Raw genomic sequence first — 22300 nt, 5'->3', positions numbered from 1 at the left:
CCCCCGCGCTCAGTCCGTCTCCGCGCCGGGCGCGGGCGGGTACGGGAGGGTCCAGAAGCGGTCCATGGTGGTCAGGACCAGCCGGCACACCGCCTCCGGGTCGGCGCTGGCGAGGGGTTCGCGGGCGGCGACCGTCCGCATCAGGCCGATGCCGAGCAGCCAGGCCATGGCCAGATCGGCGCGCAGGGCCGCGTCCGGTGAGGAGGTGAGGCCCGCGAGGACCTTCTGGTACTCGCCGCCCAGCTCCCGCAGGGTCCCCGTCGCCTCGTCCCCCCGGCCCACCGACCGCAGGTACACCTCCAGGGAGCGGTCGGCCCCCGAGCCGCTGCGGCTGAGCATCGAGCGCAGGGCGGTCTCGAAGAGGTCCTCCGGCGCGGTCGCGTGCAGCTGCTCCAGGCTCCCCCGCGCCACGACCTCGGTGAGCAGCCCGTCCTTGGACCCGAAGTAGCGGAACAGGAGTGCCTGGTTGGCGCCGGCCCGCTCCGCGATCGCCCGGACCGTGGTGCGTTCGTAGCCGCGCTCGGCGAAGAGTTCGGCGGCGGCGTCGAGCAGCCGCCGCCGGGTGGCCTCGGCGTTGCGGGGGCGTTCCGCGGGCTGTGCTTCGGGGGATGGGTCCACGCTGTCGGTCCTCTCGGAAGGCCCGTCAGGATAACGGCCACAAAGCGTCGTTGACCGGCCGGGTGGCCCGCCCTAGGTTGTAAGCAGCTGCTTACAACAGAGGAGCCCATATGACGACCCCAGGGACCGCCCCCGTCGCCTACCCCTTCAACACCGCCGAGGGACTCCGGCTCGCCGAGGAGTACGAGCGCGTCCGCGACCGGCCGGGCCTGTTACGCGTACGGATGCCGTACGGCGAGCCGGCCTGGCTGGTCACCCGGTACGCGGACGCCCGCCTCGTGCTCGGCGACGCCCGGTTCAGCCGCGCGCAGGGCGCGGCCCACGACGAGCCCCGGCAGTCCGAGGGCCGCACCGACAGCGGCATCCTGGGCATGGACCCGCCCGACCACACCCGGCTGCGCTCGCTGGTGGCCAAGGCGTTCACCGTCCGGCAGGTCGAGAAGCTGCGCCCCCGGGTGCGCGCGCTCACCGCCGGGCTGCTCGACGAACTGGAGGCGGCCGGCCCGCCGGCCGACCTCGTCGAACGCTTCGCGCTCCCCCTCCCGGTGGCCGTGATCTGCCGCATGCTCGGTGTGCCGGTCGAGGACCGGCCCAGGTTCCGGGTGTGGAGCGACGCGGCGCTGTCGACCAGCTCGCTCACGGCCGAGGAGTTCGAGGCCAGCCTCGCGGAACTGCGCGCCTACATGGCCGGGCTGATCGAGCTGCACCGCCGGGAGCCCCGGGACGACCTGATGACGGCGCTGATCGAGGCCCGCGACGGTGACGGCGACCGCCTCTCCGAGCCGGAGCTCGTCGACCTGTGCGTGGCGGTGCTGGTGGCCGGGCACGAGACCACGGCCTCCCAGATCCCCAACTTCGTCCTCACCCTGCTCGACCATCCGGACCAGCTCGCGCTGCTGCGCCGGGACCCCTCACTGATCGCCCCGGCGGTGGAGGAGCTGCTGCGGTTCGTGCCGCTGGGCAGCGGGGCGGGCCAGGCCCGCTACGCCACCGAGGACGTGGAGGTCGGCGGCACCCTGGTCCGGGCCGGGGACCCGCTGCTCGTCGCGATGGGCGCGGCCAACCGCGACGCGCTGCGCTTCACCGCCCCCGGCGTCCTCGACATCCGGCGCCCCGCCAACCAGCACCTCGGTTTCGGCCACGGCGTCCACCACTGCCTCGGGGCCCCGCTGGCCCGCATGGAGCTCCAGGAGGCCCTCGGAGCGCTGCTGGCGCGCTTCCCCCGGCTCGAACTCGCCGGGGACCTCACCTGGAAGACCGAGATGCTGGTGCGCGGGCCGCGCGTCATGCCGGTCGGGTGGTGAGCGCCGTGACGTGGAGCGTACGGGTGGACGCCGGGCTGTGCCTGGGCTCGGGCATCTGCGCGGGCACGGCCCCCGGGGTGTTCGTACTGGAGGGGGACCGTGCCCGGCCGCTCGCCGAGCGGGTCGCCGCCGGCGAGCTGATCCTGGAGGCCGCCGACCTGTGTCCGGCGCAGGCCATCACGGTGCACGACGGCACCTCCGTGATCGGCCCCCGCCCCGGCTGACCGGTCACGGACGGGACGGCAGCGGGTGGACGGTCACCGCGTCGCCGGTGCGGACCTCGCCGGGCTCCAGCACGTCCAGGTAGACGCCGACACAGGACAGCCGGCCGAGGTGGAGCACCGGCACCCGGTGTTCGCGGGCCACGGCGCGCATGATGCCGGAGTCGGCGGGGAGTTCGCCGTGGGCCAGGTTCGGGACGGCGCAGCGGGGCGTGGGCACGGTGACCCGGAACAGGGCCCGGCCGATCCGCAGCGTGCCGCCCGTCCAGGCGTCCTCGGGGAACCCGGGGCCGCCGGGGAGGTCGACCACCAGGTTGGGCCTGAAGCGCCGGGGGTCGAAGTCCCCCTCGGGGCGGATCCGCCGGAGCCGGCGCAGGCTGTTGACGGTGACCAGGTGGACGCGGCCGAAGTCGAAGAAGGTCCCGGCGGCGACCCGTCCCGCCGTGATCTCCTCCCCCGTCCCGTCCACGGACGCGCTCGCGCGCAGCACCTCGGGGAGCCCTCCCTCGTAGGCGGGGACGGCGCGTTCGAGGAGCCCGTGCCCGTGCGGCTCGTCCGACACGCGGACCGGGCGTCCCAGCAGGCCGGACAGGCGCGCGTCCAGTGCCGCCGACCCGGCCGGCAGTACGTCGCCGCCGGGCAGTTCCACCTCGGCCTCCCCGGGGCGGGCCGAGCTGCTCCGGCAGCGCAGCAGCCCGCCCCACTTGCGCGGGTGCTTGGCGCTGCCGACGGCGCCCGCCCCGTCCAGTACCGCGAAGGCCCGGTCCCCGGCCAGCCCTCCCTCCGTGACCCGGACGCTCGTGAGCGCCTCGCCGAGCATGGACTTCACCGGATACCTGCGCACCGCCACCAGAGTTCCCATCGCAGGATTATCCGGCCGGCGCAGCCCGAGCCGCCGGGCGGGCGTGACGGGAACCGCCCCGCTACGGTGGTACGAAGCCGTCCCCTCGGCCCCGCGTGAGCACGTGGGCGGAACCGGAGGCCATATGAGCTGGGCGTCATGGACCACGCGCGGTGTCTTCGCCGGGCACGGCGGTGTGCGGACGGAGGAAGGGAGCATCCTGACCGGAGAGCTCGACGTCCACACCACCTGGACCGCCGACGACGGCCTGGCGCACGTCACCGTGCAGTACAGCGGCGGAGCGCACTGGCTCACCCTGTCGGGCAGTCCCGTGGCGTGCACCGGCGAGGAGGCCAGCCGGGCACTGCACGAGGCCGTCGTCGACGCCGTACGCGCGGGCGGTCCCGCCGTCCTGCCCCCGTGGAGGTGACGGCGCCCGGGCCCGCCTCCGACGGGGTGTGCCGTCCCGGGCCGGGAAGCGGCCTCAGCCGCCGAAGACGGTCACGAACGCCTCGCAGAAGGCGTGGAGGTCGTCCGGCTTGCGGCTGGTGACCAGCGGGCTGGCGCCCGCGCGGCAGATGTGCACCCGCTCGTCCACCCAGGTGCCGCCCGCGTTGCGGATGTCGGTGGCCAGGCTGGGCCACGAGGTCAGCGTCCGCCCCCGCACGACGTCGGCCTCCACCAGCAGCCAGGGCGCGTGGCAGATCGCGGCCACCGGCCGGCCCGCCTCGAAGAAGCCGCGCGTGAAGCCGACCGCGGCCTCGCTCATCCGCAGGGCGTCGGGGTTGGCGACTCCGCCGGGCAGCACGAGGGCGTCGAAGCTCTCGTCCGTACGGCCGGTGAGGACCCTGTCGACCGGATACCTGCCGGCCTTGTCCAGATGACGCATGGCCTGGACCTCTCCGGGCTCCGTCGACACCAGATGCGGGGTCCAGCCCGCCTTCAGGACGGCCTTCCAGGGCTCGGTCAGTTCGACTTCCTCGACGCCTTCGCCCGCCGTCAGGAATGCGATGCGCACGGTACTCACGTCCTTCCACTCACGGATCGGCTCTTGCCGGGCGCGGGCCCGGTGTGCGGGTGCCCACGGCCGGCGGGGGCAAACCCGAGGGGGGACGGGGCCGCGGCGGCGGCATGAACCGGGGAAGGGCGGGCAGGCGCCCCGCCATGACTGACGACCGACCGGCCGGGCGACACGGGCGCACGCCATGACGGACGACGACACACGGCTGAAGGCCATCGCGGCCCTGGTGGGCCTGCGCTCCGGGATCGGGGAGGAGTACGTCTCCGAGCTGCTCGGCGAAGTGACCCCGGACCGGTTCACGGTGCCCGCCGAGGGGAACGCCGCCGAGATCGGCCTGTCCGTGCTGCAACAGGTGTCAGAGCCCCTGAACGCTCTGGTGAACGGCTTCATCCTGGCGTTCGAGGTGGTGGCGGACGCCTACGAGGAGACGGCGCCGGAGACGTCCGTCGAGGAGATCCTCCAGGCGCTGGCACTGCGCATCGCGAGCGAGCCCGGCTGAGGGACGCCGGCGCGGGGGCAGGCGGCCGCCGCCCGGTCCTGCTTCTGCGGGGCGGTCGGGGCCGGACGGGTGACGGCGGGGGACGCGCGGGGGGCTTCGGCCGGGCGAATCGGTTCGCCGCCGCACTCCCCTTCTAGGGTCGGGCCCGCACCAGCCTTGATCATCTCCGGAAGGGATCCCCCGTGAAGCTGCGCAGCACCCTGGGCGCCTGTCTCGGCGCCGTTGTTTTGGTCCTGTCCATGACCGGCTCGGCCCAGGCCGCCGAGGGCTATTTCCACTACAAGTACGTCGACGGCTACGGCCAGGAGCAGGTCGTCACCCTGCACGACCCGCTCAGCGGCCACTGCGTCAACCTCTACGCCGTCGGCGACGACGACGAACTGCCGGGCTACGGCCCCCACAACGAGACCGACACCCCGGTGACCGTCTACCTCGGCGCGAACTGCGACGGCGCCAGCTGGCGGCTGAAGGCCCACGGCAACCCGGCCAAGGACACCCTGGAGGTCCGCTCCGTCCGCTTCGGGGACCCGGTGAAGTAGCCCGCGTGCACGGCCGTCCGGGCTGCCCCCGTGGGACGGGGAGCCGCCCGGACGGCCTCGGTGCGCCGGGCCGCTCAGTCGAGGTACAGCGCCCAGATGGGAGTGGGGTAGGGCCGGAACGCGCAGGTGTACGGGAGTCCCTTGGCCTCCCCCGCGGCCCGGCACTCCGCCTCGGTCCAGAAGTAGCCGGCGGGCCGGCGCCGCGCGGTGTCCCGGGCCGTGGCGCCGTCCGCGAGGCGTACGCTCCCCGGGTCCGGAACGGTCAGTACGTCGCTCTCACCCATGGTGTTCCCCTCTGCCGATCGAGGTGCTCCTGTCCGGGGGTGAGCGTCTCGCGAAGCGCTCAGCGCTCGCTGGTGGCCGGGTCGAGTCCCGGCCGGGCGTCGCTCTCCGCGTCGTCGGCCTCCCAGCGCAGGAGGTCGCCCGGCTGGCATTCAAGCACCTCGCAGAGGGCGGCGAGCGTGGCGAAGCGGACCGCCTTGGCGCGGCCGTTCTTCAGTACCGCCAGGTTGGCGGGCGTGATCCCCACCCGGTCCGCCAGCTCGCCGACGGACATCTTCCGCCTGGCCAGCATCACGTCGATGTCGACGGCGATCGGCATCAGATCACCTCGTCCAGCTCGGCCCGCATCCGCGACGCCTCGACGTCGCGCGCGACGGCCTGGGCGAGCAGCATCCGCAGGACGAGCACGATGAGGGCGACGCCCAGGATGGCCAGGCCGATCCCGCCCATGATGACGGTGACGCCCGGATCCTCCCGCTGGCCCGGCGCGTTGACGATCGTGACCGCGAACCACAGCAGGGCGGCGCCCACGATCGCGCCGATCACACCGTCCACGTACCGGAAGGAGGCGTGGGAGAACACGGTGCCCCAGCGCACCATCGCGACCAGCCGCCACACACAGACCAGGGCGACCTGGGCCGACACCATGCCCAGCATCGTGATCACGCGGAAGGAGGTCAACGGCAGCGATCCGTCCTCCGGATCGGTGGCCAGCGCCCAGACCATCCCGCCCTGCACGAGCACGGTACCGGCGAGCACCACCGCGAGCACGGCTCTCAGCGCATAGATCGTCAGCTTTCCCACAACCCATCCCTCCATCGAATTACGATGGGAATCTATCGAAAGTCGATAGGCGAGGCAAGGGGTGGATCACCGTACGACCTTGACGACGCGAGAACGGCCGGCCCCGGGGAGTTCCCGGGGCCGGCCGGGCGCGTCAGTAGCGGACCCAGAGGACGATGACGTCCTGCCGGGTGGAGCTGAGGGGCTCGCAGAAGAAGATCGGGCCCCAGACCTGGTAACCGGCCTTGCCGGTGGCCTGGCAGTCGGCGTACGACGTGTGCTGGCTGCGGGCGTACCAGCCGGGGCCGGGGGTGGCCTCGGCGGTGCCGGCCACGCCGAGCGCGAGGGCGCCCGCGGTGGCGACGGTGGCGAGAGCGGCTGCTGCGCGGCGGTACATGGCATGTCCTCCTGAAAATGCCGGGATACCCCGGCAATGTGCCCGACGATGCGATGTGGTGCGGTACGTACCGGCTGCGCAGCCGGGCACGAACGTACCGTCAGGGCCGGAGCCGCACAATAGGTCTAGGCCAATCCGTCCCGCAGGTCCCGCCCGGGTGACCGGCCACCGCCGCTGGGCGTTGTCCCGGCATGGACGAAGACTTCCTGAACGTACTCATCGACGCCACGGCCGACACCCGCGTCAAGCTGGTGACCGCGGACGAGGCGCGCGCGATCATGGTCCTCCTCGGCGCCCTCGAGGACTGCGCCGGCTCCCGTGACGTACGGCTGGCGGCCACGGAGATGCGCTCCCGTCTCGGCTCACGCCTCGCCTCCCCGGCCGCCACCCGACCGTAGCGGGCACGGGATGTCGGGTGCGGCAGGCTTGGCCCTTCCTAGGTTGGTGGGCGAAAGGGAAGGAGGCCGGAGTTGCTGGACCGGCTCAACCAGGCCATGGAGCACATCGAGGCGCATCTGGACCGGCACCTGGAGGTGCCGGAGCTGGCGCGGATCACGGTCACGTCGGAGTACCACTTCCGGCGGCTGTTCTCCTCGCTGGCGGGGATGCCGCTCTCGGAGTACGTCCGCCGCCGGCGGCTCACCGTCGCCGCGGCCGACGTGCTCGCCGGGGAGCCGACCTTGCTGGAGATCGCCGTCCGTTACGGCTACACCTCCGGGGAGGCCTTCGCCCGGGCGTTCCGCGCCGTGCACGGCGTGGGTCCCGGCGAGGCGCGGCGTACCGGCGCGGCCCTCCACGCGCAGCCCCGGCTCTCCTTCCGCCTCACCGTCGAAGGGAACAGCACCATGCGGTACCGCATCGTGGAGAAGGAAGCGTTCAGGGTCGTGGGCAGGAAGGTCCGCGTCCCGCTGATCTACCAGGGGGTCAACCCGCACATCGCCGAGCACATCCGGAGCATCCCGGCGGAGACGATGCTGCGGATCGCCGGCCTCTCGGACCAGGATCCGGAGGGTGTCGTGTCGGCGACGGTACGGCTGTCGGACGGGTTCGAGGAGGGCGGTGAACTCGACTACTACCACGCCGTGGTGACGGCTGCCGCCGAGGTGCCGGCCGACCTCGACGTCCTCGACTGCCCGGCCGGCACCTGGGCGGTGTTCGAGAACAGCGGGCCGTTCCCGGAGGCGCTCCAGCGGATGTGGGGCGACGTGGCCGCCCGGTGGATGCCCTCGAACCCGTACGAGTACCGTCCGGGACCGGAGATCCTGCGCACCCGCGCGTCCGGGGAGGACCCGGCGTGCTCCGACGCGCACCTGTGGATCCCGGTGGCCCGCACCGCCACCCTCTGAGGCCGGTCCCGGCTCAGGCCGGGTGGTGGTCGGGGACGGCGCCCAGTTCGACGCCGTGTTCGAGCAGGGCCTTCATCGAGCACAGCACGGTGGTGAAGCCGCCGACGGTGTCGTTGACCCACCGGACGGTGTCGTCCCCCGAGCCCTGGAAGCCGGTCTCGGTGACCTCCACGAACGTGGTGTCCGCCGTCCGGGGGGTGAAGCGCAGCTCGACGGTGGTCGGCTGCTCGTAGTTGCCCCACTCGAAGCGGATCAGGCGGCCCTCCTCCACCTCCCGGACCCGCACCTCGACGGACACCCCGTACGTCTCCCACTCCCAGCGCAGCACGGCCCCGGCGGTCATGGGGCCGGTGCTGCCGCTGTACCAGAAGCGGGAGGTGAGAGCGGGGTCGGCGAAGGCCCGGAACACCTCGCCGGCGGGTCTGCGGACGAGCATGCAGGCGTAGGCGGCGGGATCCCGGGTGAGGTGGAGGTTCTGCATAACCATGATCATGCGCCCTCCGGGCCCCCGCCGCCCGCCGCCCGTGCCGTCCGCCGGTGGTGTCAGCCGCCGGCGGGCGCGTCCGCCGGGGCGAAGTGGAGGGGATGGGACACCGAGCGCGGGCCGCGGACCCGGGTTCCGAGCACCCTCACCTCGCAGCCGGGGGCGACACGGCAGTCGACCGTGCGCCCGTCGTTGGCGGTGAAGGCCGCCGAGACCACGACCTCCTCGTCCAGCCGCCCCTGGTCGGTGGTGGCGGGCGGGCGGCCCCGGGTGCGGCAGCCCTCGGCCTCCGCGGTGCCGGCGGCGCACTCCAGGACCACCGAGTGGTACTGCGGCTCGTATCCGCGCCCGGTGACCTGAACGGTCTGACCGTCCACCAGCCCCTCGGACGGATCCACGCGCACGGTCGGAGCCGCCTCCAGGGCGCCGTGGGGCCGGAAGGACAGCGCGACGGTGGTGAGGACGGCGCCGGTGTTGTCCGTCAGGGCCAGCCGGCACGGGTGGGCCGCCGCCGTGGCGGTACGGCAGTCGAAGGTGCCGGCGCCGGTGGCGAGTCGCGCGTAGAGCTTCTTCGGCGACACCGCGAGGGTGCCGTCCGGCAGCACGCGGAACTGCCGGGCGGTGGCCTCGTCGCAGGCCCCGGCCACCGTGTCCGGGGCGCACGTCTCGACCCACACGTACGCCTTGGGCGGGCCGCCCTTGACCGAGAACCCGACGATGTCCCCGTCGGACAGCCCGGTCGTGCGTTTCACCACCAGCTGCGGAGCATCCGGCGCCGCCTCGGCCGCCCCCCTCACCCCCAGCCCCGCCCCGGCCAGGGCCACCACGAGCCCGGCCCTCCCCAGAACCCCCCACAGCCGCATCCCGCGTCCCCTTTCCGTCTCCGTCTTCCGTCTCGTCTGCCGGTCGAAGGGATCCTCCTGTCCCCCGCCCTCCCCCACAAGGTCGCGATCGAGCCGCGCGCGGGAAGACGGGGCGGACGGTGGAGTCGCTGCGGGCCCCGGGCATCCGGCGGCCGTACGGTCGGATCCGCGACCGAGGAGGACGTCCGATGCGCAGGGTGACCTATTCGATGGGGGTCTCGCTCGACGGTTACATCGTCGGGCCGGACGGCCGGTTCGACTGGACGGAGCCCGACGAGGAGCTCTTCCGGTTCGTCACCGACGAGATCCGCGGGGTCGGCGTCCACCTGATGGGGCGGCGGCTGTACGAGACGATGCTGTACTGGGAGACCGCCGGGCGGGATCCGTCGCTCGGCGCCCCGATGCGCGAGTGGGCCGCGCTGTGGAACCCGCTCCCCAAGGTGGTGTTCTCCACCACCCTGCCGGAGGTGCGGGGCCGTGCCCGGCTGGCCTCGGGCGGGCCGGCGGAGGAGATCGAACGGCTGCGGGCCTCCCCGGATCCGGGCGACATCGCGATCGGGGGCGCGACCCTGGCCGCAGAGGCGGCCGCGCTGGATCTGATCGACGAGTACCGGCCCAGGGTCCACCCCGTGCTCGTCGGCGGCGGCATCCCGTTCTTCCCCCGTCACGCGCGCCGGGTGGACCTCGAACTCACCGAGAGCCGCACCCTCGGCTCACAGGTCGTCTGCCTCCGCTACCGCGTGGTGCGCTGACCCGGGCTCGCTTCAGGGAGCGTCGGGCCGAGCGGCGGCGCGGGCACGGGCGCGGAGCAGCTTCTTGTCCGGTTTCCCCGCGTCGGTCAGCGGCAGTTCGTCGACGAAGGAGAGGGACGCGGGCTCGTACATCGCGCCTTTGCGCTCCCGCACCAGGGCGCGCAGCTCCGCCTCGCCGACGTCGCCGCCGGGCGTGCGGACGACGGCCGCGTGGACCCGTTCCATGAGGTTGGCGTCCGGGACCCCGAGCACGGCGCTCTGCAGGACCTGCGGATGGGAGTTCAGCACGTCTTCCAGTTCCACCGTGTAGACGTGGCCTCCGACCACCACGATCATGTCCTTGAGCCGGTCCACGATGGTGATGTATCCGTCCGCGTCGAGGAACCCGATGTCACCGGTGTGCAGCCAGCCGTCCCGCAGCACCTCGGCGGTGAGTTCGGGCTGCTTCCAGTAGCCCTCCATCACGTGCGGGGACCGTACGCAGATCTCGCCGTGCTCGCCCGGGGCCAGGTGCCGTCCGCCGGGGCCGACGATGGCGACCTCGACCCCCTCCATGGCTTTGCCGGCGGTCCGCAGCAGCTCCGGTCGCGCCGGGTCGTGGTCCTCGGGCAGGAGCATGCTGATCCCGCCCGCTTCGTTCTGGCCGTAGAACTGGTGCAGTACGGGGCCGAAGCGCCGGACCGCCGCCGCGAGGCGGGCCGGGGAGGAGGCGCAGCCGCCGTAGGTGAGCGCGCGCAGGCTGGAGGTGTCGGTGCGGTCGATCGCGGGGTGGTCCATCAGCTGGTAGAGCAGCGGCGGGAGCAGGAACATGTGCGAGATGCGCTCGCGCTCGACGGCGGCGAGCACGGCGCCCGCCTCGAACTCGTCGAGGAGGACGACGGTGCCGCCGTGGTGCAGGGTGGCGTCCGCCATGAGGCCGGCGGCATGGGCGAGGGTGGTGCACACCAGCAGCCTGACCTCCGCCTCCTCGGTCCAGTCCGGTCCGATCGTCGCCCACTGCCCGAAGGTCGTGCAGATGGCCTTGGGGTGGCCGGTGGTGCCGCCGGTGTGGCGGATGGTGCAGATGTCCTGCGGACGCGCCTCGCCGTGTAGGGCCTCGGCGGACTCGCCGGCGGCGAGCGTCACGAGGTCGGCTTCCGTACCGGTGCCCGCGCCGAGCAGCAGCACGCGGTCCAGCCGCACCCGGCGGGCCAGGTCGGCCGCGCGTTCGCGATGGGCGGGGTCGGCGATCAGCGTCCCGGTCTCGACGTCCCGCAGGATGTCGGCGTGCACGTCGGCCGAAAGACCCGCGTAGAGGTGGTTCACGGCGCAGCCCAGCAGCCCGGCGGCGTAGCGGGCCGCGATCGTCTCGGGGAGGTTGCCGGACAGCAGGGTGACGGTCTGGCCGCGCCGTACCCCCCGGGAGCGCAGTGCGCGGGCCATGCGGTGGACGAGGCCGCGCAGTTCGCCCGCGCTGACGCGCCGGTCGTGGTGGACCAGGGCCTCGCGGCCGGGGTCCTTCGCCAGGGCGTCGAGGATCTCCTCCACGTGACTGCGGAAGTGTCCGCCGGTGCCGTCCATACCACTCCTATTGGTTGACTTGAGCAACTAGCCGCAGGTTAACGGCCGAAGATCCACCAGCCCAAGCCGGACGCCGACATCCAGCCACCGTCCGCTCACCGGGCGCGTCAGGACGTCAGCCGCCGGCACACGTCGGCGACCAGCGCGTCAGCGGTGTCCAGCGCGGCGGACAGGACGGCCGGGGATGTGCCGAGGACGGCGAACAGCCCGTGCGCCCTCGCGGAGAAGTCCGCAGGGGCCACCGGGAGCTCCCCGGCGGCCCGGACGGCACCCTTCTCGTTCAGCACCCACCGTCCCGCGTGGGCGTGCAGCCCCTGCACGAGGAGCCCGACCGCGCGGAAGAGGCAGCCGGCGACGTGGAAGGCGTCACCGCGGGACGCCCCCTTGCGGGCGTTGGCCAGGCAGAAGGGGGCCTCCCACAGCGTGTTGGCGACCAGGGCCGCCCGCAACGGCTCCGGATAGCGGGCCGCCTCCCGCCGCAGGGACCCCAACTCGCCGCCGGGATCGGCGAGAACGCGGCCGAGGACGAGCTCCCCGACGTACGCGTGCGAGTACACCCCGAGCGGGTGCCCCGCCTGGACCCCCACCTCGAAACGGCCCGCCCGGCAGTCCTCCCAGATCCGGCGGACGCGGTCCAGGTCCCGGTAGATCCAGTCGACGGCCCGCCTGTCTACGGTCAGCCACGCCCCGCCGTCCACCCAGGGCCCCCAGCCGCCGGGTTCCGTCACCTCCACCGGCGCACCGGTGAGTTCGGCGGCGAGGCGGCGCAGGGCGGCGGTGTCCAGCGGCGGCCGGTAGTACAGGCCGAGGTCGTAGTCCGAGCCCGGGTGGTGGGTTCCCCGGGCCCGGCTGCCTCCCAGGCACACCCCGGCCACTCCGCCGACACCGGCCAGCCGCCGCGCGATCTCTCCCAAACGATCCATGACCCGGAGTCTGGGGAATCGCGACGGCCGGCGCGACTCCTTTCCCGCCGCCGGGGCGTACCGTGACCCCATGGAGCAGCGCATCACCCTCGTCACGCTGGGGGTTTCCGGCCTCGCCCGCGCCACGTCCTTCTACCAGGCCCTGGGCTGGCGGGGGCAGGAGGTCGAGGAGACCGTGTTCTTCCAGGCCGGCGGCCTGGGACTCGTCCTGTGGGACCGGGGGAGACTCGCGGCGGAATGCGGCCTGGAGCCCGCTCCCGGCGGCGGTTTCGGCGGTATCGCCCTGTCCCACAACGTCCGTTCCGACGCCGAGGTGGACGCCCTGCTCTCGGCCGCGCGGCGGGCGGGCGGGACGATCACCAAACCGGCGGCCGTCAACTCCGTCGGCTTCTACTCCGGCGCCTTCACCGACCCCGACGGCCACCCCTGGGAGATCGCGCACAACCCCGGGATCCCCTTCAACGAGGACGGCTCGATCACCCTCCCCGACTTCGGCGGCCACTAGACCGGCCCCCGCCCTTGCGGCAGTGCCTCAGACGGTCCTGGGGACGTACATGGCCGGAACCCGCTATGAGGACGGGGGCGGTGCCGGGCGGCGGAGGACGAGAAGGGCCATCGCGACCTTCACCCCGGTGGACACCGTCAGGGCCTGGAGGAAGGGCATGCCCGCGAGCCACAGGGCCACCATCATCACCGTGAGGACGAGGAACGCGGGGAGCAGGTTGGTCCCGAGGACCGCGCACTTCAGCTGTCCGGCCCTGCCCCGCCGCTGACCCGCCGTCCCGCTCGGGCGCGCGCTCAGGCCCTGCTCCTCGGCTCGTGGCATCGCCGGCCGCCCTTCCCTCGCGCTCGTCCCCCGACGAGCCTGCGACGCGCCCCGGCGGACCGCCACCGCTGCCGGCCGCACGCACCGCCGTCCGGCGTACGGGTTCACCTCACCGGGCCCGTCCGCAAGGGCCTTCGGAGCGGACGTTCCGGCCGCGCGGCCGCGCCCGTACAGTGTGCGCCACGCGGCACGGAACACGGCCTGAGGGGGACGTACGGCATGGCGAACGAGGCGGGGACGAGAGGGCGCGCCGACGTGGCCTCGGCGCTGCGGTTCGCGACGGAGCTGTGCGCGTGGGTGGCCACGCCGTGGGCGCTGGCGTCCTGGTCGGTCGTGGCGGCGGTCGCCTCGGCGGTGCTGCTGATCGGCCTGCCGACGGTGTTCGCCACGCCCGGGGACAAGAACCACGTCATCGTCCCCGTCCCCGGAGCGGTCACCGTGGGGCTCGTCCTGCTGCAACTCGTGGCCGCCGTCGCCGCGTCCTGGGCGGTGTGGCCGGCGGGGGCGGCGGCCGCGGTGACCGCCCTGGCGGTCGCCTGCCTGTGGACGGAACGCCCGCGCCGGCGCCGCCTGCTGCGCGCGGCGCACTGACCGCGGGCGCCCCCGGGCGGCGCGTCCCGGCTCCCCGCGCGTACCGCCGCGCGTAGCCTGACGCCAGCCCGACCCGGGCGGGGAAGGTGAGGACGCTCATGGCCGAGGCACGGGACGACCGGTACGACCCCATGGTCATCGGTACGGGAGCCGCGGGACCGGCGCGCGCCCGCGGCCTCGGGGCGGCCGGCGCCGGATGAGGATCGAGTTCTTCACGTACGGGGTGAACCGCAGGTGGGGCATCCGGGTGGACGGGACGGACCTGCGGGAACCCCTGGTCGAGGCCATCCGCCCGGTGTGGGAGGCCGAGGAGTTCTTCCGGGCCAAGTCCCCGCGCGAGCGCGAGGAGTTCCTGCGGTACCGGTACGGCGGCCTGACGGCACTCGACTTCGGCGACGGCAGCGCGGCGGCGGCCCGCCACTTCCTCGGCGAGGGGCGGGGCGAGCTGTGGGACGCGGCGACGGGGACGACGGTGGTCCTGGGCTGCGTGTGCGGGGTGTGGGAGTGCGGCCCGCTGTACGCGCGCATCGACGCCACCGCCGCCACCGTGACCTGGTCCGGGTTCCGGATGCCGTACAGGCCCCCGGGGGAGGTGCTGCCGCTCGGGCCGTACGTCTTCGAACGGGCCGCGTACGAGCGGACCCTGGCCCGGCCGCACCGGCTGCGGGAGGACCCGATCCGCTAGGTCGCCTGCCGGGGTACGCGGGAGTCGGTGAACCGGGCGCGGGGGGAGGTGTCGCGCAGGCGGCGGTCCAGGAGGACCACGGAGGCGAAGCCGGAGGCTCGCGGCGGGGCGTCCGTTCCGATGCCGGACAGCAGGGCCGCCAGGCCCCGTTCGTGGGTGGCGAAGACGCGGGGCGACGTCAGGCGGCGGCGGGCCCGCTGGCCGGAGAGGGCTTCGCGGGCCCCGACGTCGAGGAGGACCATGTGCGCCGGCCGCCCGGCCCGCCCGGCGCTGCGGGTGAGCCAGCGGCGCAGCCAGGGCCGGGTGCCGCAGTCGTGGATGAGCAGCGGTTCCGGGCCGCGCATGGCCGCGCTGATCCGGCGCATGTGGTGCAGCCGCGCCAGCGGCCGGTACAGGGCGTAGGGGAGCCAGGAGGGCAGGACCGCCTCGCAGGCGGCGCGGGTGCCGCGCGGGTCCAGGACGGTCGCGGCGGGGGCCCACGCGCGCAGCAGGGTGCTCTTCCCGCTCCCCGGGAGCCCGGCTATGACGACGACCGCGTCCCGGGGGTAGGACAGGCGTATGCCCGCGTCCGTCCCGCCCCGCAGGTCGACCGTTCCCCGCGGGGTGATGTCGCGGACGGCGGCCGCCTCCGTTCGCGCGGTGTCGCACCTGCCCACCTGGGCCTCCTGTTCGTCCGACCGCCACCCGCCACGACGGCGGTGACCGGCCCTCCCTCGTCAGCGACCTTATCCGCACGGCCCTCACAGCCGTGACGTGCCGTCCGTCGCAGGAGCCCTCCGCATGTCCGCTTCGACGACCGGCCGCCGGGGCCGGCACCACCAGGCTGATCCCCCGCCGCGTGCCACGGCGAACCTGGCCGGGGCACGCCGTACCCGCGCCCCGGGCGGGTTCGTACCCTGGAGGCATGCGCATGCGTCCCACGCTGGACTGGACCCCCACCGAGGAAGCGCCGCCGGGTACCACGGACCCGCGGCCGGTCGCCGACGCGCTGCGCGCCGGCGGTGTGCTGGTGCTCAGCGGGGCGGGCCTGTCCACGGAGTCCGGCATCCCCGACTACCGGGGCGAGGGCGGGAGCCTGAGCCGGCACACGCCGATGACCTATCAGGACTTCACCGCGAGCGCCGGGGCCCGGCAGCGGTACTGGGCGCGCGGCCACCTCGGCTGGCGCACGTTCGGCCGCGCCCTGCCCAACGCGGGGCACCGGGCCGTGGCCGCGTTCGGGCGGCACGGGCTGCTCTCGGGGGTGATCACCCAGAACGTCGACGGGCTGCACCAGGCCGCCGGCAGCGAGGGCGTCGTGGAGCTCCACGGGAGCCTGGGCCGGGTCGTGTGCCTGTCCTGCGGGGCCCTCAGCCCGCGCCGCGAGCTGGCACGGCGGCTGGAGGAGGTGAACGCGGGCTTCGCTCCCGTGGCGGCGGGGATCAACCCCGACGGGGACGCCGACCTCACCCGGGAGCAGGCCCGGGACTTCCGCGTGGTGCCCTGCGCGCGCTGCGGCGGAGTCCTCAAGCCGGACGTGGTGTTCTTCGGCGAGAGCGTCCCGCCGGCGCGCGTCGAGCACTGCCGCCGGCTGGTGCGGGAGGCGTCCTCGCTGCTGGTCCTGGGGTCCTCGCTGACAGTGATGTCCGGGCTGCGGTTCGTCCGTCAGGCGGCGAAGGAGGGGAAGCCGGTGCTGATCGTCAACCGGGACCGGACCCGGGGCGACGCGCACGCCGTCACCCGTGTCGCGCTCCCGCTCGGGGCGACCCTCACCGCGCTGGCGCACCAGCTGGGCGTCCCGCTCGACGGAGGCCGGACGGGCGGCTGACCCCGCGCGGGACGGCCCCGGCGGCGGTGAGGTCCGGTCGCGGCTGAGGCGCCCCTCCCGGGAGCCGCCCGGGTGCGCGCTCAGCCGGCTGCGGCGCGGGCGGGCAGGCGGGTGCCGCAGCCGGTGCAGTAGCGGGCGTCGACCTCTATGGCGTGCCGGTGGCAGCGCACGCAGACCAGGTGCACGGCGCACTGCGGGGGCGCGGCGGCGGCAGGGACGGGGACGTCGGCGGCGGCGGTGGCAGGGGCGGCGGGGACCTCGGCGGCGGGGGCGGCGGCGGAGGCGGGGGCGGGCGCGGCGGGGACCTCGGCGGCGGGGGCGGGGGGCGCAATGGTCATCCCCCGGCGCTTGCGGTGAACGGTCAGCACGACCAGGCCCTTCGGCCCGGCGAGCAGCGCCCGGGCGGAGCCACGGGGCAGCAGGGCCAGGAAGCCTGCGGACAGGTGCGACTGGGCGCCGTCCAGGGTGAGGATGCCCGTGCCCGAGACGACGACCAGCATCACGTCGACCTCGTCCTCGGTGTACTGCGCTCCCCCGGTGCCGGGCAGGTGCCGCACCAGGTTGGCGTCGAGCTGCCGGCCGGCGCCCCGCAGCCGCCACAGGGCCCCGCTCTGCCCGTCCGCCACCGCCGCGAGCAGCCCCGCCACGGTGGCCGCCTGCGTCTCGCGCTCCACCTCCATCAAGGTGCCCTCTCCACGTCCGGCCCGCACTCCACACCCCCATGATCCCGCACGCTCACCGCGGCCCGGGACCAGTACGGGCACGGATCACCCGCACAGGGGGCCCGCGAACACCCGCACCACACGGGCGCGGACGTCCACCACGCCCTCCGCCTTTCCGGGCGGTGATCCGTAACCCGGACGGACCCGGCCCGGTTGTGCCGTGCACAAGATCACCAACGAGTGTGAAGGCAGAGTCCATGACCACCAGCACGGCCGCCGCCCCCCTCATCGCCCGCGTCCTGATCTCGACGGCGCTCACCACCGCGCTGGCCGTCGGCACGGGAACGGCGGTGGCCGCCGTTCCCGCCGACGGCGGCTGGAAGGGGGAGGGCGGGCTCACGCTGAACGCCGCCGACAACGCCGAGGTCGACGCCTACGTCGACCGGGCGAAGCGGGCCGAGGAGTCGATCAGCACGGACGTGCGCGCCGCCGCCCTCGTCTCGGGCGCGGAGCTGATCGGCTACGAGAACCGGCTCAAGTCCCCCGACTCCCTCAAGCGGAAGGTCGCCACCTCCCTCAAGGAACACCCCGGGCAGACGGTCGGGACGGTCCTGGCGGGCGTGAGCGACGCCGTCCGGTACACCCTCCAGTGGCCGGACGGCAGCTACACCGACGGCGTGGGCACCGCCTCCACCGTCCTGTCCGCATGGGGCAACGGCAGTACGAAGTGGTCCAACACCTGGGGCCGGAGCAGCGGTTACAAGGGCCTCAACACCGGTTGGCGCGCACCGCGCTCCGGTCAGCTCTTCGAGGTCCAGTTCCACACCCCGGCCAGCAAGCACGCGCAGGAGGTGACCCACCTGCTGTACGAGGAGCAGCGGCTCCCGTCGACCTCGCCGGCCCGGAAGAAGGAGCTCCAGGCCCTGCAGGACGCCGAGTTCGCCGCCGTCCCCGTCCCGGCGGGCGCCGACCGGCTCAGCCCGCCCGCGCCGCTGCCCGTCCCGGCGGGGCGCTGACCGCTCCGGCGGCACGCCGGCCGTGAACCGCCTTCGGCGTCAACGTCCTTAAAGTGCGCGGACGTTGTCGCCGAAGGTCCAGTTGCGGGACCCGTCCCAGTTGAGCGACCAGGTCATCAGGCCCTTGAGCCGGCCACCGTAGGGGTTCCACGCCTGGGAGACCAGGCCCGGGCTCATATAGCCGCCGCCCGCGCCCGGTTGGGCCGGGAGACCGGGGACCTGCTTGTCGTAGGGCACCCTGATCGTGGTGTTCTGGACGACGAGCCCCCGGTCGAGGCAGTCGGTCTGCGCCTTGAAGCCGGCGACGGTCCCCGCGGAGTAGGAGTCCCCGGCGCACCCGTACATGCTGCCGTTGTAGTACTGCATGTTCAGCCACCACAGGCGGCCGTTGTCCGCGTACTTCTTGACGATGGGCAGGTACGCGCCCCAGATCGATCCGTACGCCACGCTGCCGCCGGTGACGTAGGCGGTCTCGGGGGCCATCGTGAGGCCGAAGCCGGCGGGCATCCGGGCGAGTACGCCGTCGATGATGCGGATCAGGTTGGCCTGCGACGGGGAGAGCTGCGTGATGCTGCCGGAGCCGACGAGGCCGGTCTCGACGTCGATGTCGATCCCGTCGAAGTTGTACTTCTTGAGGAGGGGGACGATCGTCTCGACGAAGCGGTCGGCCACGGCGGCGGAGCCGAGGTCGATGCCGGCGGCCGCCCCGCCGATGGACATCAGCACGGTGAGGCCGTCCTGTTTGGCCTGGCACATCTCGGCGGGGGTCGGCACCTTCACGGTGCTGTCCATCCCGTCCTCCCACAGGACGGTGCCGTCGGAACGGATCACCGGGAAGGCGGCGTTGATCACGTTGTAGCCGTGGGCGCGGATGCGGCCGTCGGTGAGGGGGATCCAGCCGAGGGGCGGATGGACGCCGTTGGCGGCGCCGTCCCAGTTCTCCCAGTATCCCTGGAGGACCTTGCCGGAGGGCTTCGGCCGGACGGCACAGGTGTCGGGTGCGAGCGGGCCCGGGGGCGGCGGGGTGGCCGCCGCAGCGGGTAACGGGGCCAGCAGGGCCGCCGCGAGGCCGAGGCCGAGCAGGCGGAGGGTCCGACGGATCATGAGGGGTGCTCCCTTCACGCCGTCCGCACCCGGGGCACGGACGTGCGGACAGGCCGGAATTGCCGGGAGGAAGGACTACCGTGGGGCGCGGGCGCCCGCCGGGCGGGCCGCCCGGGAGCGTTCGCGGGTGACGCGCCTCAACGTAGGTTTGGTCCAGACCATCCGTCAAGAGCCACGGCGGGAGCCCGTCCGGGCCGGCCGGCCCCTCGCCCCCCGGCCCGTCAGCCCGTCAGTCCGTCAGCCCGTCGCCGATGGCAGCCCGTCAGCTCGTCAGCTCGTCAGCTCGTCAGGGAGCGGACGGCCTGCCGTTCCAGGTCGAGGCAGCGGTCCACGCGCCCCGCGCACGCGTCGAAGAAGGCCCGGCGTTCACCCGGACCGGCGTCCGGGGCGGCGTCCCGGGCGAGTGCGGCCAGCTCCGACCAGTGCCCGGCGGACTCCCGGAACAGCGCGGCGGCCTCCGTGCGGCCCACGAGGTCGAGGAAGTCGGCGTACAGCGGCCGCGTCGCGCCCGGGGCGGTCCACTCCTCCTCCAGGCAGGCGTACAGCCGCCCGGTGCCCGCCCGGAAGGCCTCCGGCGTGCCGCCGAACCGGTGCTCCCAGCCGTCGGCGGTGGCGGCGTCACGCAACTGGGCGGCGAACTTCTCCATCCCGCTGAAGCCGAAGTTCACGTCGAAGGCGTTGCCCAGGACCGGCCCGGTGAAGTGCGTGACGGTGGAGGCGATCGCCCCCGCCACGTCCGGCTCCCCCTCGGGCGGCCCGGTGGGCACGATCAGCTGGTGGCGGCCGTCGCGGTGCGCGGTCCAGGCGGCGCCGAACTCCTCGCGGTCGATGCGGTACGGGGTGGCGGCCCCGTCCTCGACCAGCAGGTCGTCGCCGTCGTACCCGGCGATGACGACGGTGTGCGCGTCGGTGCCGGTCAACTCGGCGTCCGGGTCGGGGCCGTGCCAGGGCAGGGAGGAACGGTCGACCACGCAGAAGACGGGCTGCCCCGCGTCGAGCGCGGCCCGGACCCGGCCCCAGCGGGGGTTCATCGCCCGGGTGGCCTCGTACGGAACCCCCAGGCGGCCGAGGGCGACCTGCACCCAGGGCTCAGGGTGGGCCTGGGCCACGATCGTGAGGATGGGCGGCCTGCCCTCGTACTCGAACACGAAGTACATGAAGCCGACGCCGCCGGCCAGGCCGGCCACGAGCTCCTCGTCGTGGACGCTGCCCAGGGCGTGCCGGATCAGCGAGGCTTCCCGGTGGCGTCCGGTGCCGAAGTCTTCGTATGCGAGCACGGTCATGAGGCCACCCTAACCCGCAAAAGGGCAGCTCAGCGCAGGGCGAGGTGGCCGGCCGTCAGCACTTGAGACCGGTCGAGGCGGCCGTGGAGGCCTCGTCCAGCTTCTGGATCTGCGGCTGGAGCTTGGTGAGCGCGTCCTTGCCGGTGGTGTCGCCCGGCAGGCCCTCGTACCCCTTCTTCAGGTTCTCCGCCGCGTCCTTGACCGCGTCCTGTTCCGCCTTCTTCAGCTTGGCGAGGTTCTCCTTGACGTTTCCCCAGTCCTTCTGGACGGCGTCGTAGGCGTCCTTGACCTGGTCCTTGGTCGAGGAGGCGGGGTCCAGGGCCTTCAGCTTGGCGTTGTCCGCCTTGAGGGCGTTGAGATCGGTGCACAGGTCGGCCGCGGCCTTGGTGGCCTGCTCCGCCGCCGAGTTGTCGTCGCTGTTGTCGGAGCAGGCTGCGAGTCCGAGCACCGCGCTGACGCAGAGCACGCCGATCACGGGGAAGCGCTTCATGGGAGGCCTTTCTCACGGGGGCAGGACCGGACGTACACGACCTATCTGTACGCACGGCAAAACTATGCAGAAAGGGGACACCCCGCATCCGCACGCCTACCGTCCGGAGCCGCTCCCCCCACCGGGCCCACGACCCCGCCGACCGGCTGGATTCGCGCCGGGGAGCGCCGGGTAACCGGATCAGTGGCACGTCTTGCGGACCACGGGGGGATGGAAACCCCTTCCGGCGGGAGCGACCGATGATCACCCTGGTGCTGGCGGACGACGACGGACGGGCCCGGGCCGAGGCAGAGCGGGCGCTCTCGGGGGCGGGCGGCATCACGGTGTCGGCCGCCGTGCCGACGAGCGGACTCGGCGGCGCCCTGCGCGCGGGCGGACCGGACCTCGTCCTGCTCGACCTCTGCCCCGAGCGCGTCCCGGCCTTCAAGGCGGTCCTGGACACCCTCCCCCGGCGTCCTCCCGTCTGCGTGTTCAGCCACCGAGACGATGAGGAGTACGTCGACTTCGCCCTGGCCGCCGGGGCCCGCGGCTACCTCCTCAAGGACACCGGCGCCGCCCGCCTGGCCGCCCTCGTACGCCTGCTCGCCGACGGCTGGACCGTGCTCGGCGCACCCGGCCGGGGCCCGCTCGTCTCCCGCGGGCCCGCCGCGCGCCGGGCCTCGGGGGTGGCTCCCGCGATGGGGCGGCTCACGCCCCGCGAGAAGGACGTGCTCACCCTCGTCGCCCTCGGCCTGACCAACCGCGCCATCGCGCTGCGCCTCCACATCGGCCACGGCACGGTCAAGGACCACGTCGCCGCGGTCCTCCACAAGCTCGGGGTCACCGGGCGCGTCGAGGCGGCCCTCCTCGCCGAGCGCGCGGGCCTCCTCGCCGGCCCCGGCGGGGATCCCTCCGCCGGCCGGTGGCGGTGAACCGCGGGTCCAGCCGTTCGGCGGGGTCCCTGCGGGGCGTGCGTCCGCGAGACTTCGAAGCGCGGCCGCACACCCAACCGTCTCTCTGCGAAAGGCATCACATGCCTCGTCTCACCCGTACCCTCGGCCTCGGCGCCGCGGCCTTCGTCGCCGCCCAGGCCGCCCTCCTCGCCACCGCCACCGGCGCCTCGGCCGGCCAGGCCGATTTCGGCGGCGCCGCCGGGGACAGCGCCTCCTCCTCCTTCAGCCCGACGCCGGGCAACTGCGAGGGGCTCCAGGGCTACCTCCGTTCGCACGGCGGCAACGTCCGGAGCATGAGCGACACGTTCCAGAACGAGTGGCGCCAGTGCGCGGCGGGCCCGATCGCCGGCAGCTTCGGCAAGGGCTGACCACGGCCCGGCGGTAGCCACTCGGGGGGAGCGGCCGTGGAGGCTACCCGCGCGTACGCCGTCCAGTACCTCTGGGCCACCGACGACCACCCGATCAACCGCA

The 22300-nt window shown here is 73.9% G+C and carries 32 protein-coding genes; 15 read left to right on the top strand and 17 right to left on the bottom strand.

The window, feature by feature from the left end; translation table 11 throughout:
* Positions 1-9: 9 nt before the first annotated feature.
* Positions 10-618 carry a TetR/AcrR family transcriptional regulator gene (locus tag ABT403_RS23600; RefSeq protein WP_344162220.1) on the bottom strand — a complete coding sequence of 203 codons (609 nt, stop codon included), beginning with the start codon at positions 616-618 and terminating at the stop codon, positions 10-12.
* A 110-nt stretch (positions 619-728) separates the two neighbouring features.
* Between ABT403_RS23600 and ABT403_RS23595 the strand changes: the two genes are divergently transcribed.
* Positions 729-1922: a cytochrome P450 gene (locus ABT403_RS23595; RefSeq protein WP_344162223.1), complete on the top strand. Its 1194-nt coding sequence runs from the start codon at positions 729-731 to the stop codon at positions 1920-1922.
* A 5-nt stretch (positions 1923-1927) separates the two neighbouring features.
* Positions 1928-2146, top strand: coding sequence for a ferredoxin (locus ABT403_RS23590; RefSeq protein WP_351649750.1), 219 nt, complete (start codon positions 1928-1930; stop codon positions 2144-2146).
* A 4-nt stretch (positions 2147-2150) separates the two neighbouring features.
* Here ABT403_RS23590 and ABT403_RS23585 read toward each other — a convergent pair whose 3' ends face one another.
* Positions 2151-3005, bottom strand: a complete 855-nt coding sequence (locus tag ABT403_RS23585) for an MOSC domain-containing protein (protein ID WP_344162229.1) — start codon at positions 3003-3005, stop codon at positions 2151-2153.
* A 124-nt stretch (positions 3006-3129) separates the two neighbouring features.
* On the opposite strand from ABT403_RS23585, the gene ABT403_RS23580 reads away from it, so the two are divergent.
* Positions 3130-3414: a hypothetical protein gene (locus tag ABT403_RS23580; protein WP_344162232.1), complete on the top strand. Its 285-nt coding sequence runs from the start codon at positions 3130-3132 to the stop codon at positions 3412-3414.
* A 54-nt stretch (positions 3415-3468) separates the two neighbouring features.
* On the opposite strand, the gene ABT403_RS23575 is transcribed toward ABT403_RS23580, so the two are convergent.
* The gene (locus tag ABT403_RS23575; protein ID WP_344162235.1) at positions 3469-4002 is read right to left on the bottom strand and encodes a type 1 glutamine amidotransferase domain-containing protein; all 534 of its coding nucleotides are present in this window, start codon (positions 4000-4002) and stop codon (positions 3469-3471) included.
* A gap of 187 nt (positions 4003-4189) precedes the next feature.
* On the opposite strand from ABT403_RS23575, the gene ABT403_RS23570 reads away from it, so the two are divergent.
* Both ABT403_RS23570 and ABT403_RS23565 read left to right on the top strand, forming a co-directional pair.
* Positions 4190-4504 carry a hypothetical protein gene (locus ABT403_RS23570; protein ID WP_344162238.1) on the top strand — a complete coding sequence of 105 codons (315 nt, stop codon included), beginning with the start codon at positions 4190-4192 and terminating at the stop codon, positions 4502-4504.
* A 182-nt stretch (positions 4505-4686) separates the two neighbouring features.
* Entirely contained in the window at positions 4687-5043 is a 357-nt protein-coding gene (locus ABT403_RS23565) for a hypothetical protein (RefSeq protein WP_344162241.1), read from the top strand.
* Between the two features lie 74 nt (positions 5044-5117).
* On the opposite strand, the gene ABT403_RS23560 is transcribed toward ABT403_RS23565, so the two are convergent.
* The 4 genes from ABT403_RS23560 to ABT403_RS23545 all read right to left on the bottom strand — a co-directional run bounded on the left by ABT403_RS23560 (position 5118) and on the right by ABT403_RS23545 (position 6505).
* A complete protein-coding gene (locus ABT403_RS23560; RefSeq protein ID WP_344162244.1) occupies positions 5118-5327 on the bottom strand; it encodes a hypothetical protein in 210 nt (69 codons plus the stop codon).
* 59 nt (positions 5328-5386) lie between these two features.
* Positions 5387-5644 carry a helix-turn-helix domain-containing protein gene (locus ABT403_RS23555; RefSeq protein ID WP_344162246.1) on the bottom strand — a complete coding sequence of 86 codons (258 nt, stop codon included), beginning with the start codon at positions 5642-5644 and terminating at the stop codon, positions 5387-5389.
* Positions 5644-6129 (bottom strand): DUF2975 domain-containing protein, encoded by a 486-nt coding sequence (locus ABT403_RS23550; protein WP_344162249.1) that lies wholly within the window; start codon positions 6127-6129, stop codon positions 5644-5646. The genes ABT403_RS23555 and ABT403_RS23550 overlap by 1 nt, the downstream gene beginning before the upstream one ends.
* Positions 6130-6262: 133 nt before the next feature.
* A complete protein-coding gene (locus ABT403_RS23545) occupies positions 6263-6505 on the bottom strand; it encodes a hypothetical protein (RefSeq protein ID WP_344162252.1) in 243 nt (80 codons plus the stop codon).
* Positions 6506-6696: 191 nt separating this feature from the next.
* Between ABT403_RS23545 and ABT403_RS23540 the strand changes: the two genes are divergently transcribed.
* Entirely contained in the window at positions 6697-6903 is a 207-nt protein-coding gene (locus ABT403_RS23540) for a hypothetical protein (RefSeq protein ID WP_344162255.1), read from the top strand.
* Between the two features lie 72 nt (positions 6904-6975).
* Entirely contained in the window at positions 6976-7851 is an 876-nt protein-coding gene (locus ABT403_RS23535; protein ID WP_344162258.1) for an AraC family transcriptional regulator, read from the top strand.
* Positions 7852-7864: 13 nt separating this feature from the next.
* On the opposite strand, the gene ABT403_RS23530 is transcribed toward ABT403_RS23535, so the two are convergent.
* Both ABT403_RS23530 and ABT403_RS23525 read right to left on the bottom strand, forming a co-directional pair.
* Positions 7865-8332 carry an SRPBCC domain-containing protein gene (locus ABT403_RS23530; RefSeq protein WP_344162261.1) on the bottom strand — a complete coding sequence of 156 codons (468 nt, stop codon included), beginning with the start codon at positions 8330-8332 and terminating at the stop codon, positions 7865-7867.
* A gap of 62 nt (positions 8333-8394) precedes the next feature.
* Positions 8395-9198 (bottom strand): neocarzinostatin apoprotein domain-containing protein, encoded by an 804-nt coding sequence (locus ABT403_RS23525; protein WP_344162264.1) that lies wholly within the window; start codon positions 9196-9198, stop codon positions 8395-8397.
* Between the two features lie 188 nt (positions 9199-9386).
* Between ABT403_RS23525 and ABT403_RS23520 the strand changes: the two genes are divergently transcribed.
* Entirely contained in the window at positions 9387-9950 is a 564-nt protein-coding gene (locus ABT403_RS23520) for a dihydrofolate reductase family protein (RefSeq protein ID WP_344162267.1), read from the top strand.
* A gap of 12 nt (positions 9951-9962) precedes the next feature.
* On the opposite strand, the gene ABT403_RS23515 is transcribed toward ABT403_RS23520, so the two are convergent.
* Both ABT403_RS23515 and ABT403_RS23510 read right to left on the bottom strand, forming a co-directional pair.
* On the bottom strand, positions 9963-11510 hold the full coding sequence (locus ABT403_RS23515) for an AMP-binding protein (RefSeq protein WP_344162270.1): 1548 nt from the start codon (positions 11508-11510) through the stop codon (positions 9963-9965).
* Between the two features lie 107 nt (positions 11511-11617).
* Positions 11618-12433 carry a nucleotidyltransferase domain-containing protein gene (locus ABT403_RS23510; RefSeq protein WP_344162274.1) on the bottom strand — a complete coding sequence of 272 codons (816 nt, stop codon included), beginning with the start codon at positions 12431-12433 and terminating at the stop codon, positions 11618-11620.
* Positions 12434-12503: 70 nt separating this feature from the next.
* Here ABT403_RS23510 and ABT403_RS23505 point away from each other — a divergent pair, with 70 nt between their 5' ends.
* Positions 12504-12938: a VOC family protein gene (locus tag ABT403_RS23505; protein WP_344162278.1), complete on the top strand. Its 435-nt coding sequence runs from the start codon at positions 12504-12506 to the stop codon at positions 12936-12938.
* Between the two features lie 63 nt (positions 12939-13001).
* On the opposite strand, the gene ABT403_RS23500 is transcribed toward ABT403_RS23505, so the two are convergent.
* Positions 13002-13259: a hypothetical protein gene (locus ABT403_RS23500; RefSeq protein ID WP_344162282.1), complete on the bottom strand. Its 258-nt coding sequence runs from the start codon at positions 13257-13259 to the stop codon at positions 13002-13004.
* Positions 13260-13478: 219 nt separating this feature from the next.
* Here ABT403_RS23500 and ABT403_RS23495 point away from each other — a divergent pair, with 219 nt between their 5' ends.
* Together ABT403_RS23495 and ABT403_RS23490 are read left to right on the top strand one after the other, a co-directional pair.
* Positions 13479-13850 carry a hypothetical protein gene (locus ABT403_RS23495; RefSeq protein WP_344162285.1) on the top strand — a complete coding sequence of 124 codons (372 nt, stop codon included), beginning with the start codon at positions 13479-13481 and terminating at the stop codon, positions 13848-13850.
* Positions 13851-14046: 196 nt separating this feature from the next.
* Positions 14047-14535 (top strand): hypothetical protein, encoded by a 489-nt coding sequence (locus ABT403_RS23490; RefSeq protein ID WP_344162288.1) that lies wholly within the window; start codon positions 14047-14049, stop codon positions 14533-14535.
* On the opposite strand, the gene ABT403_RS23485 is transcribed toward ABT403_RS23490, so the two are convergent.
* A complete protein-coding gene (locus tag ABT403_RS23485; protein ID WP_344162291.1) occupies positions 14532-15191 on the bottom strand; it encodes an AAA family ATPase in 660 nt (219 codons plus the stop codon). The two genes, ABT403_RS23490 and ABT403_RS23485, sit on opposite strands and share 4 nt — an antisense overlap.
* A 248-nt stretch (positions 15192-15439) precedes the next feature.
* Between ABT403_RS23485 and ABT403_RS23480 the strand changes: the two genes are divergently transcribed.
* On the top strand, positions 15440-16342 hold the full coding sequence (locus ABT403_RS23480; RefSeq protein ID WP_344162294.1) for an NAD-dependent protein deacetylase: 903 nt from the start codon (positions 15440-15442) through the stop codon (positions 16340-16342).
* Positions 16343-16422: 80 nt separating this feature from the next.
* Here ABT403_RS23480 and ABT403_RS23475 read toward each other — a convergent pair whose 3' ends face one another.
* Positions 16423-17022 (bottom strand): hypothetical protein, encoded by a 600-nt coding sequence (locus tag ABT403_RS23475; RefSeq protein WP_344162297.1) that lies wholly within the window; start codon positions 17020-17022, stop codon positions 16423-16425.
* Positions 17023-17261: 239 nt separating this feature from the next.
* On the opposite strand from ABT403_RS23475, the gene ABT403_RS23470 reads away from it, so the two are divergent.
* Positions 17262-18020 (top strand): ATP nucleotide 3'-pyrophosphokinase, encoded by a 759-nt coding sequence (locus ABT403_RS23470; protein WP_344162300.1) that lies wholly within the window; start codon positions 17262-17264, stop codon positions 18018-18020.
* A gap of 48 nt (positions 18021-18068) precedes the next feature.
* Here ABT403_RS23470 and ABT403_RS23465 read toward each other — a convergent pair whose 3' ends face one another.
* The 3 genes from ABT403_RS23465 to ABT403_RS23455 form a co-directional block, all read right to left on the bottom strand.
* Positions 18069-19121, bottom strand: a complete 1053-nt coding sequence (locus tag ABT403_RS23465; protein ID WP_344162373.1) for a chitinase — start codon at positions 19119-19121, stop codon at positions 18069-18071.
* Between the two features lie 281 nt (positions 19122-19402).
* Positions 19403-20407, bottom strand: a complete 1005-nt coding sequence (locus ABT403_RS23460) for a BtrH N-terminal domain-containing protein (RefSeq protein ID WP_344162303.1) — start codon at positions 20405-20407, stop codon at positions 19403-19405.
* A gap of 55 nt (positions 20408-20462) precedes the next feature.
* On the bottom strand, positions 20463-20897 hold the full coding sequence (locus tag ABT403_RS23455; protein WP_344162306.1) for a type IV pili methyl-accepting chemotaxis transducer N-terminal domain-containing protein: 435 nt from the start codon (positions 20895-20897) through the stop codon (positions 20463-20465).
* Between the two features lie 239 nt (positions 20898-21136).
* On the opposite strand from ABT403_RS23455, the gene ABT403_RS23450 reads away from it, so the two are divergent.
* Complete coding sequence (locus tag ABT403_RS23450) at positions 21137-21808, top strand: LuxR C-terminal-related transcriptional regulator (protein ID WP_344162309.1); 672 nt, start codon at positions 21137-21139, stop codon at positions 21806-21808.
* 101 nt (positions 21809-21909) lie between these two features.
* The gene (locus tag ABT403_RS23445) at positions 21910-22197 is read left to right on the top strand and encodes a hypothetical protein (RefSeq protein ID WP_344162312.1); all 288 of its coding nucleotides are present in this window, start codon (positions 21910-21912) and stop codon (positions 22195-22197) included.
* The last annotated feature ends 103 nt before the right edge of the window (positions 22198-22300 follow it).

Origin of the sequence: Streptomyces sp. NPDC000075, from assembly GCF_040301925.1 — a bacterium.
Classification (GTDB): domain Bacteria; phylum Actinomycetota; class Actinomycetes; order Streptomycetales; family Streptomycetaceae; genus Streptomyces; species Streptomyces polychromogenes.
The sequence above is the reverse complement of the archived record's forward strand: the minus strand, read 5'-3'. Positions and strand labels throughout refer to the sequence as shown.

Excerpts from the sequence above, each read along its gene's own strand:
- ABT403_RS23480 (WP_344162294.1), top strand. The coding sequence starts at position 15,440 with ATGCGCATGCGTCCCACGCTGGACTGGACCCCCACCGAGGAAGCGCCG.
- ABT403_RS23585 (WP_344162229.1), bottom strand. The coding sequence starts at position 3,005 with ATGGGAACTCTGGTGGCGGTGCGCAGGTATCCGGTGAAGTCCATGCTC.
- ABT403_RS23580 (WP_344162232.1), top strand. The coding sequence starts at position 3,130 with ATGAGCTGGGCGTCATGGACCACGCGCGGTGTCTTCGCCGGGCACGGC.
- ABT403_RS23560 (WP_344162244.1), bottom strand. The coding sequence starts at position 5,327 with ATGGGTGAGAGCGACGTACTGACCGTTCCGGACCCGGGGAGCGTACGC.
- ABT403_RS23495 (WP_344162285.1), top strand. The coding sequence starts at position 13,479 with ATGGCGAACGAGGCGGGGACGAGAGGGCGCGCCGACGTGGCCTCGGCG.
- ABT403_RS23475 (WP_344162297.1), bottom strand. The coding sequence starts at position 17,022 with ATGGAGGTGGAGCGCGAGACGCAGGCGGCCACCGTGGCGGGGCTGCTC.
- ABT403_RS23555 (WP_344162246.1), bottom strand. The coding sequence starts at position 5,644 with ATGCCGATCGCCGTCGACATCGACGTGATGCTGGCCAGGCGGAAGATG.
- ABT403_RS23595 (WP_344162223.1), top strand. The coding sequence starts at position 729 with ATGACGACCCCAGGGACCGCCCCCGTCGCCTACCCCTTCAACACCGCC.
- ABT403_RS23505 (WP_344162278.1), top strand. The coding sequence starts at position 12,504 with ATGGAGCAGCGCATCACCCTCGTCACGCTGGGGGTTTCCGGCCTCGCC.
- ABT403_RS23490 (WP_344162288.1), top strand. The coding sequence starts at position 14,047 with ATGAGGATCGAGTTCTTCACGTACGGGGTGAACCGCAGGTGGGGCATC.
- ABT403_RS23545 (WP_344162252.1), bottom strand. The coding sequence starts at position 6,505 with ATGTACCGCCGCGCAGCAGCCGCTCTCGCCACCGTCGCCACCGCGGGC.
- ABT403_RS23460 (WP_344162303.1), bottom strand. The coding sequence starts at position 20,407 with ATGACCGTGCTCGCATACGAAGACTTCGGCACCGGACGCCACCGGGAA.
- ABT403_RS23510 (WP_344162274.1), bottom strand. The coding sequence starts at position 12,433 with ATGGATCGTTTGGGAGAGATCGCGCGGCGGCTGGCCGGTGTCGGCGGA.
- ABT403_RS23445 (WP_344162312.1), top strand. The coding sequence starts at position 21,910 with ATGCCTCGTCTCACCCGTACCCTCGGCCTCGGCGCCGCGGCCTTCGTC.
- ABT403_RS23540 (WP_344162255.1), top strand. The coding sequence starts at position 6,697 with ATGGACGAAGACTTCCTGAACGTACTCATCGACGCCACGGCCGACACC.
- ABT403_RS23500 (WP_344162282.1), bottom strand. The coding sequence starts at position 13,259 with ATGCCACGAGCCGAGGAGCAGGGCCTGAGCGCGCGCCCGAGCGGGACG.
- ABT403_RS23530 (WP_344162261.1), bottom strand. The coding sequence starts at position 8,332 with ATGCAGAACCTCCACCTCACCCGGGATCCCGCCGCCTACGCCTGCATG.
- ABT403_RS23525 (WP_344162264.1), bottom strand. The coding sequence starts at position 9,198 with ATGCGGCTGTGGGGGGTTCTGGGGAGGGCCGGGCTCGTGGTGGCCCTG.
- ABT403_RS23520 (WP_344162267.1), top strand. The coding sequence starts at position 9,387 with ATGCGCAGGGTGACCTATTCGATGGGGGTCTCGCTCGACGGTTACATC.
- ABT403_RS23450 (WP_344162309.1), top strand. The coding sequence starts at position 21,137 with ATGATCACCCTGGTGCTGGCGGACGACGACGGACGGGCCCGGGCCGAG.
- ABT403_RS23455 (WP_344162306.1), bottom strand. The coding sequence starts at position 20,897 with ATGAAGCGCTTCCCCGTGATCGGCGTGCTCTGCGTCAGCGCGGTGCTC.
- ABT403_RS23570 (WP_344162238.1), top strand. The coding sequence starts at position 4,190 with ATGACGGACGACGACACACGGCTGAAGGCCATCGCGGCCCTGGTGGGC.
- ABT403_RS23470 (WP_344162300.1), top strand. The coding sequence starts at position 17,262 with ATGACCACCAGCACGGCCGCCGCCCCCCTCATCGCCCGCGTCCTGATC.
- ABT403_RS23515 (WP_344162270.1), bottom strand. The coding sequence starts at position 11,510 with ATGGACGGCACCGGCGGACACTTCCGCAGTCACGTGGAGGAGATCCTC.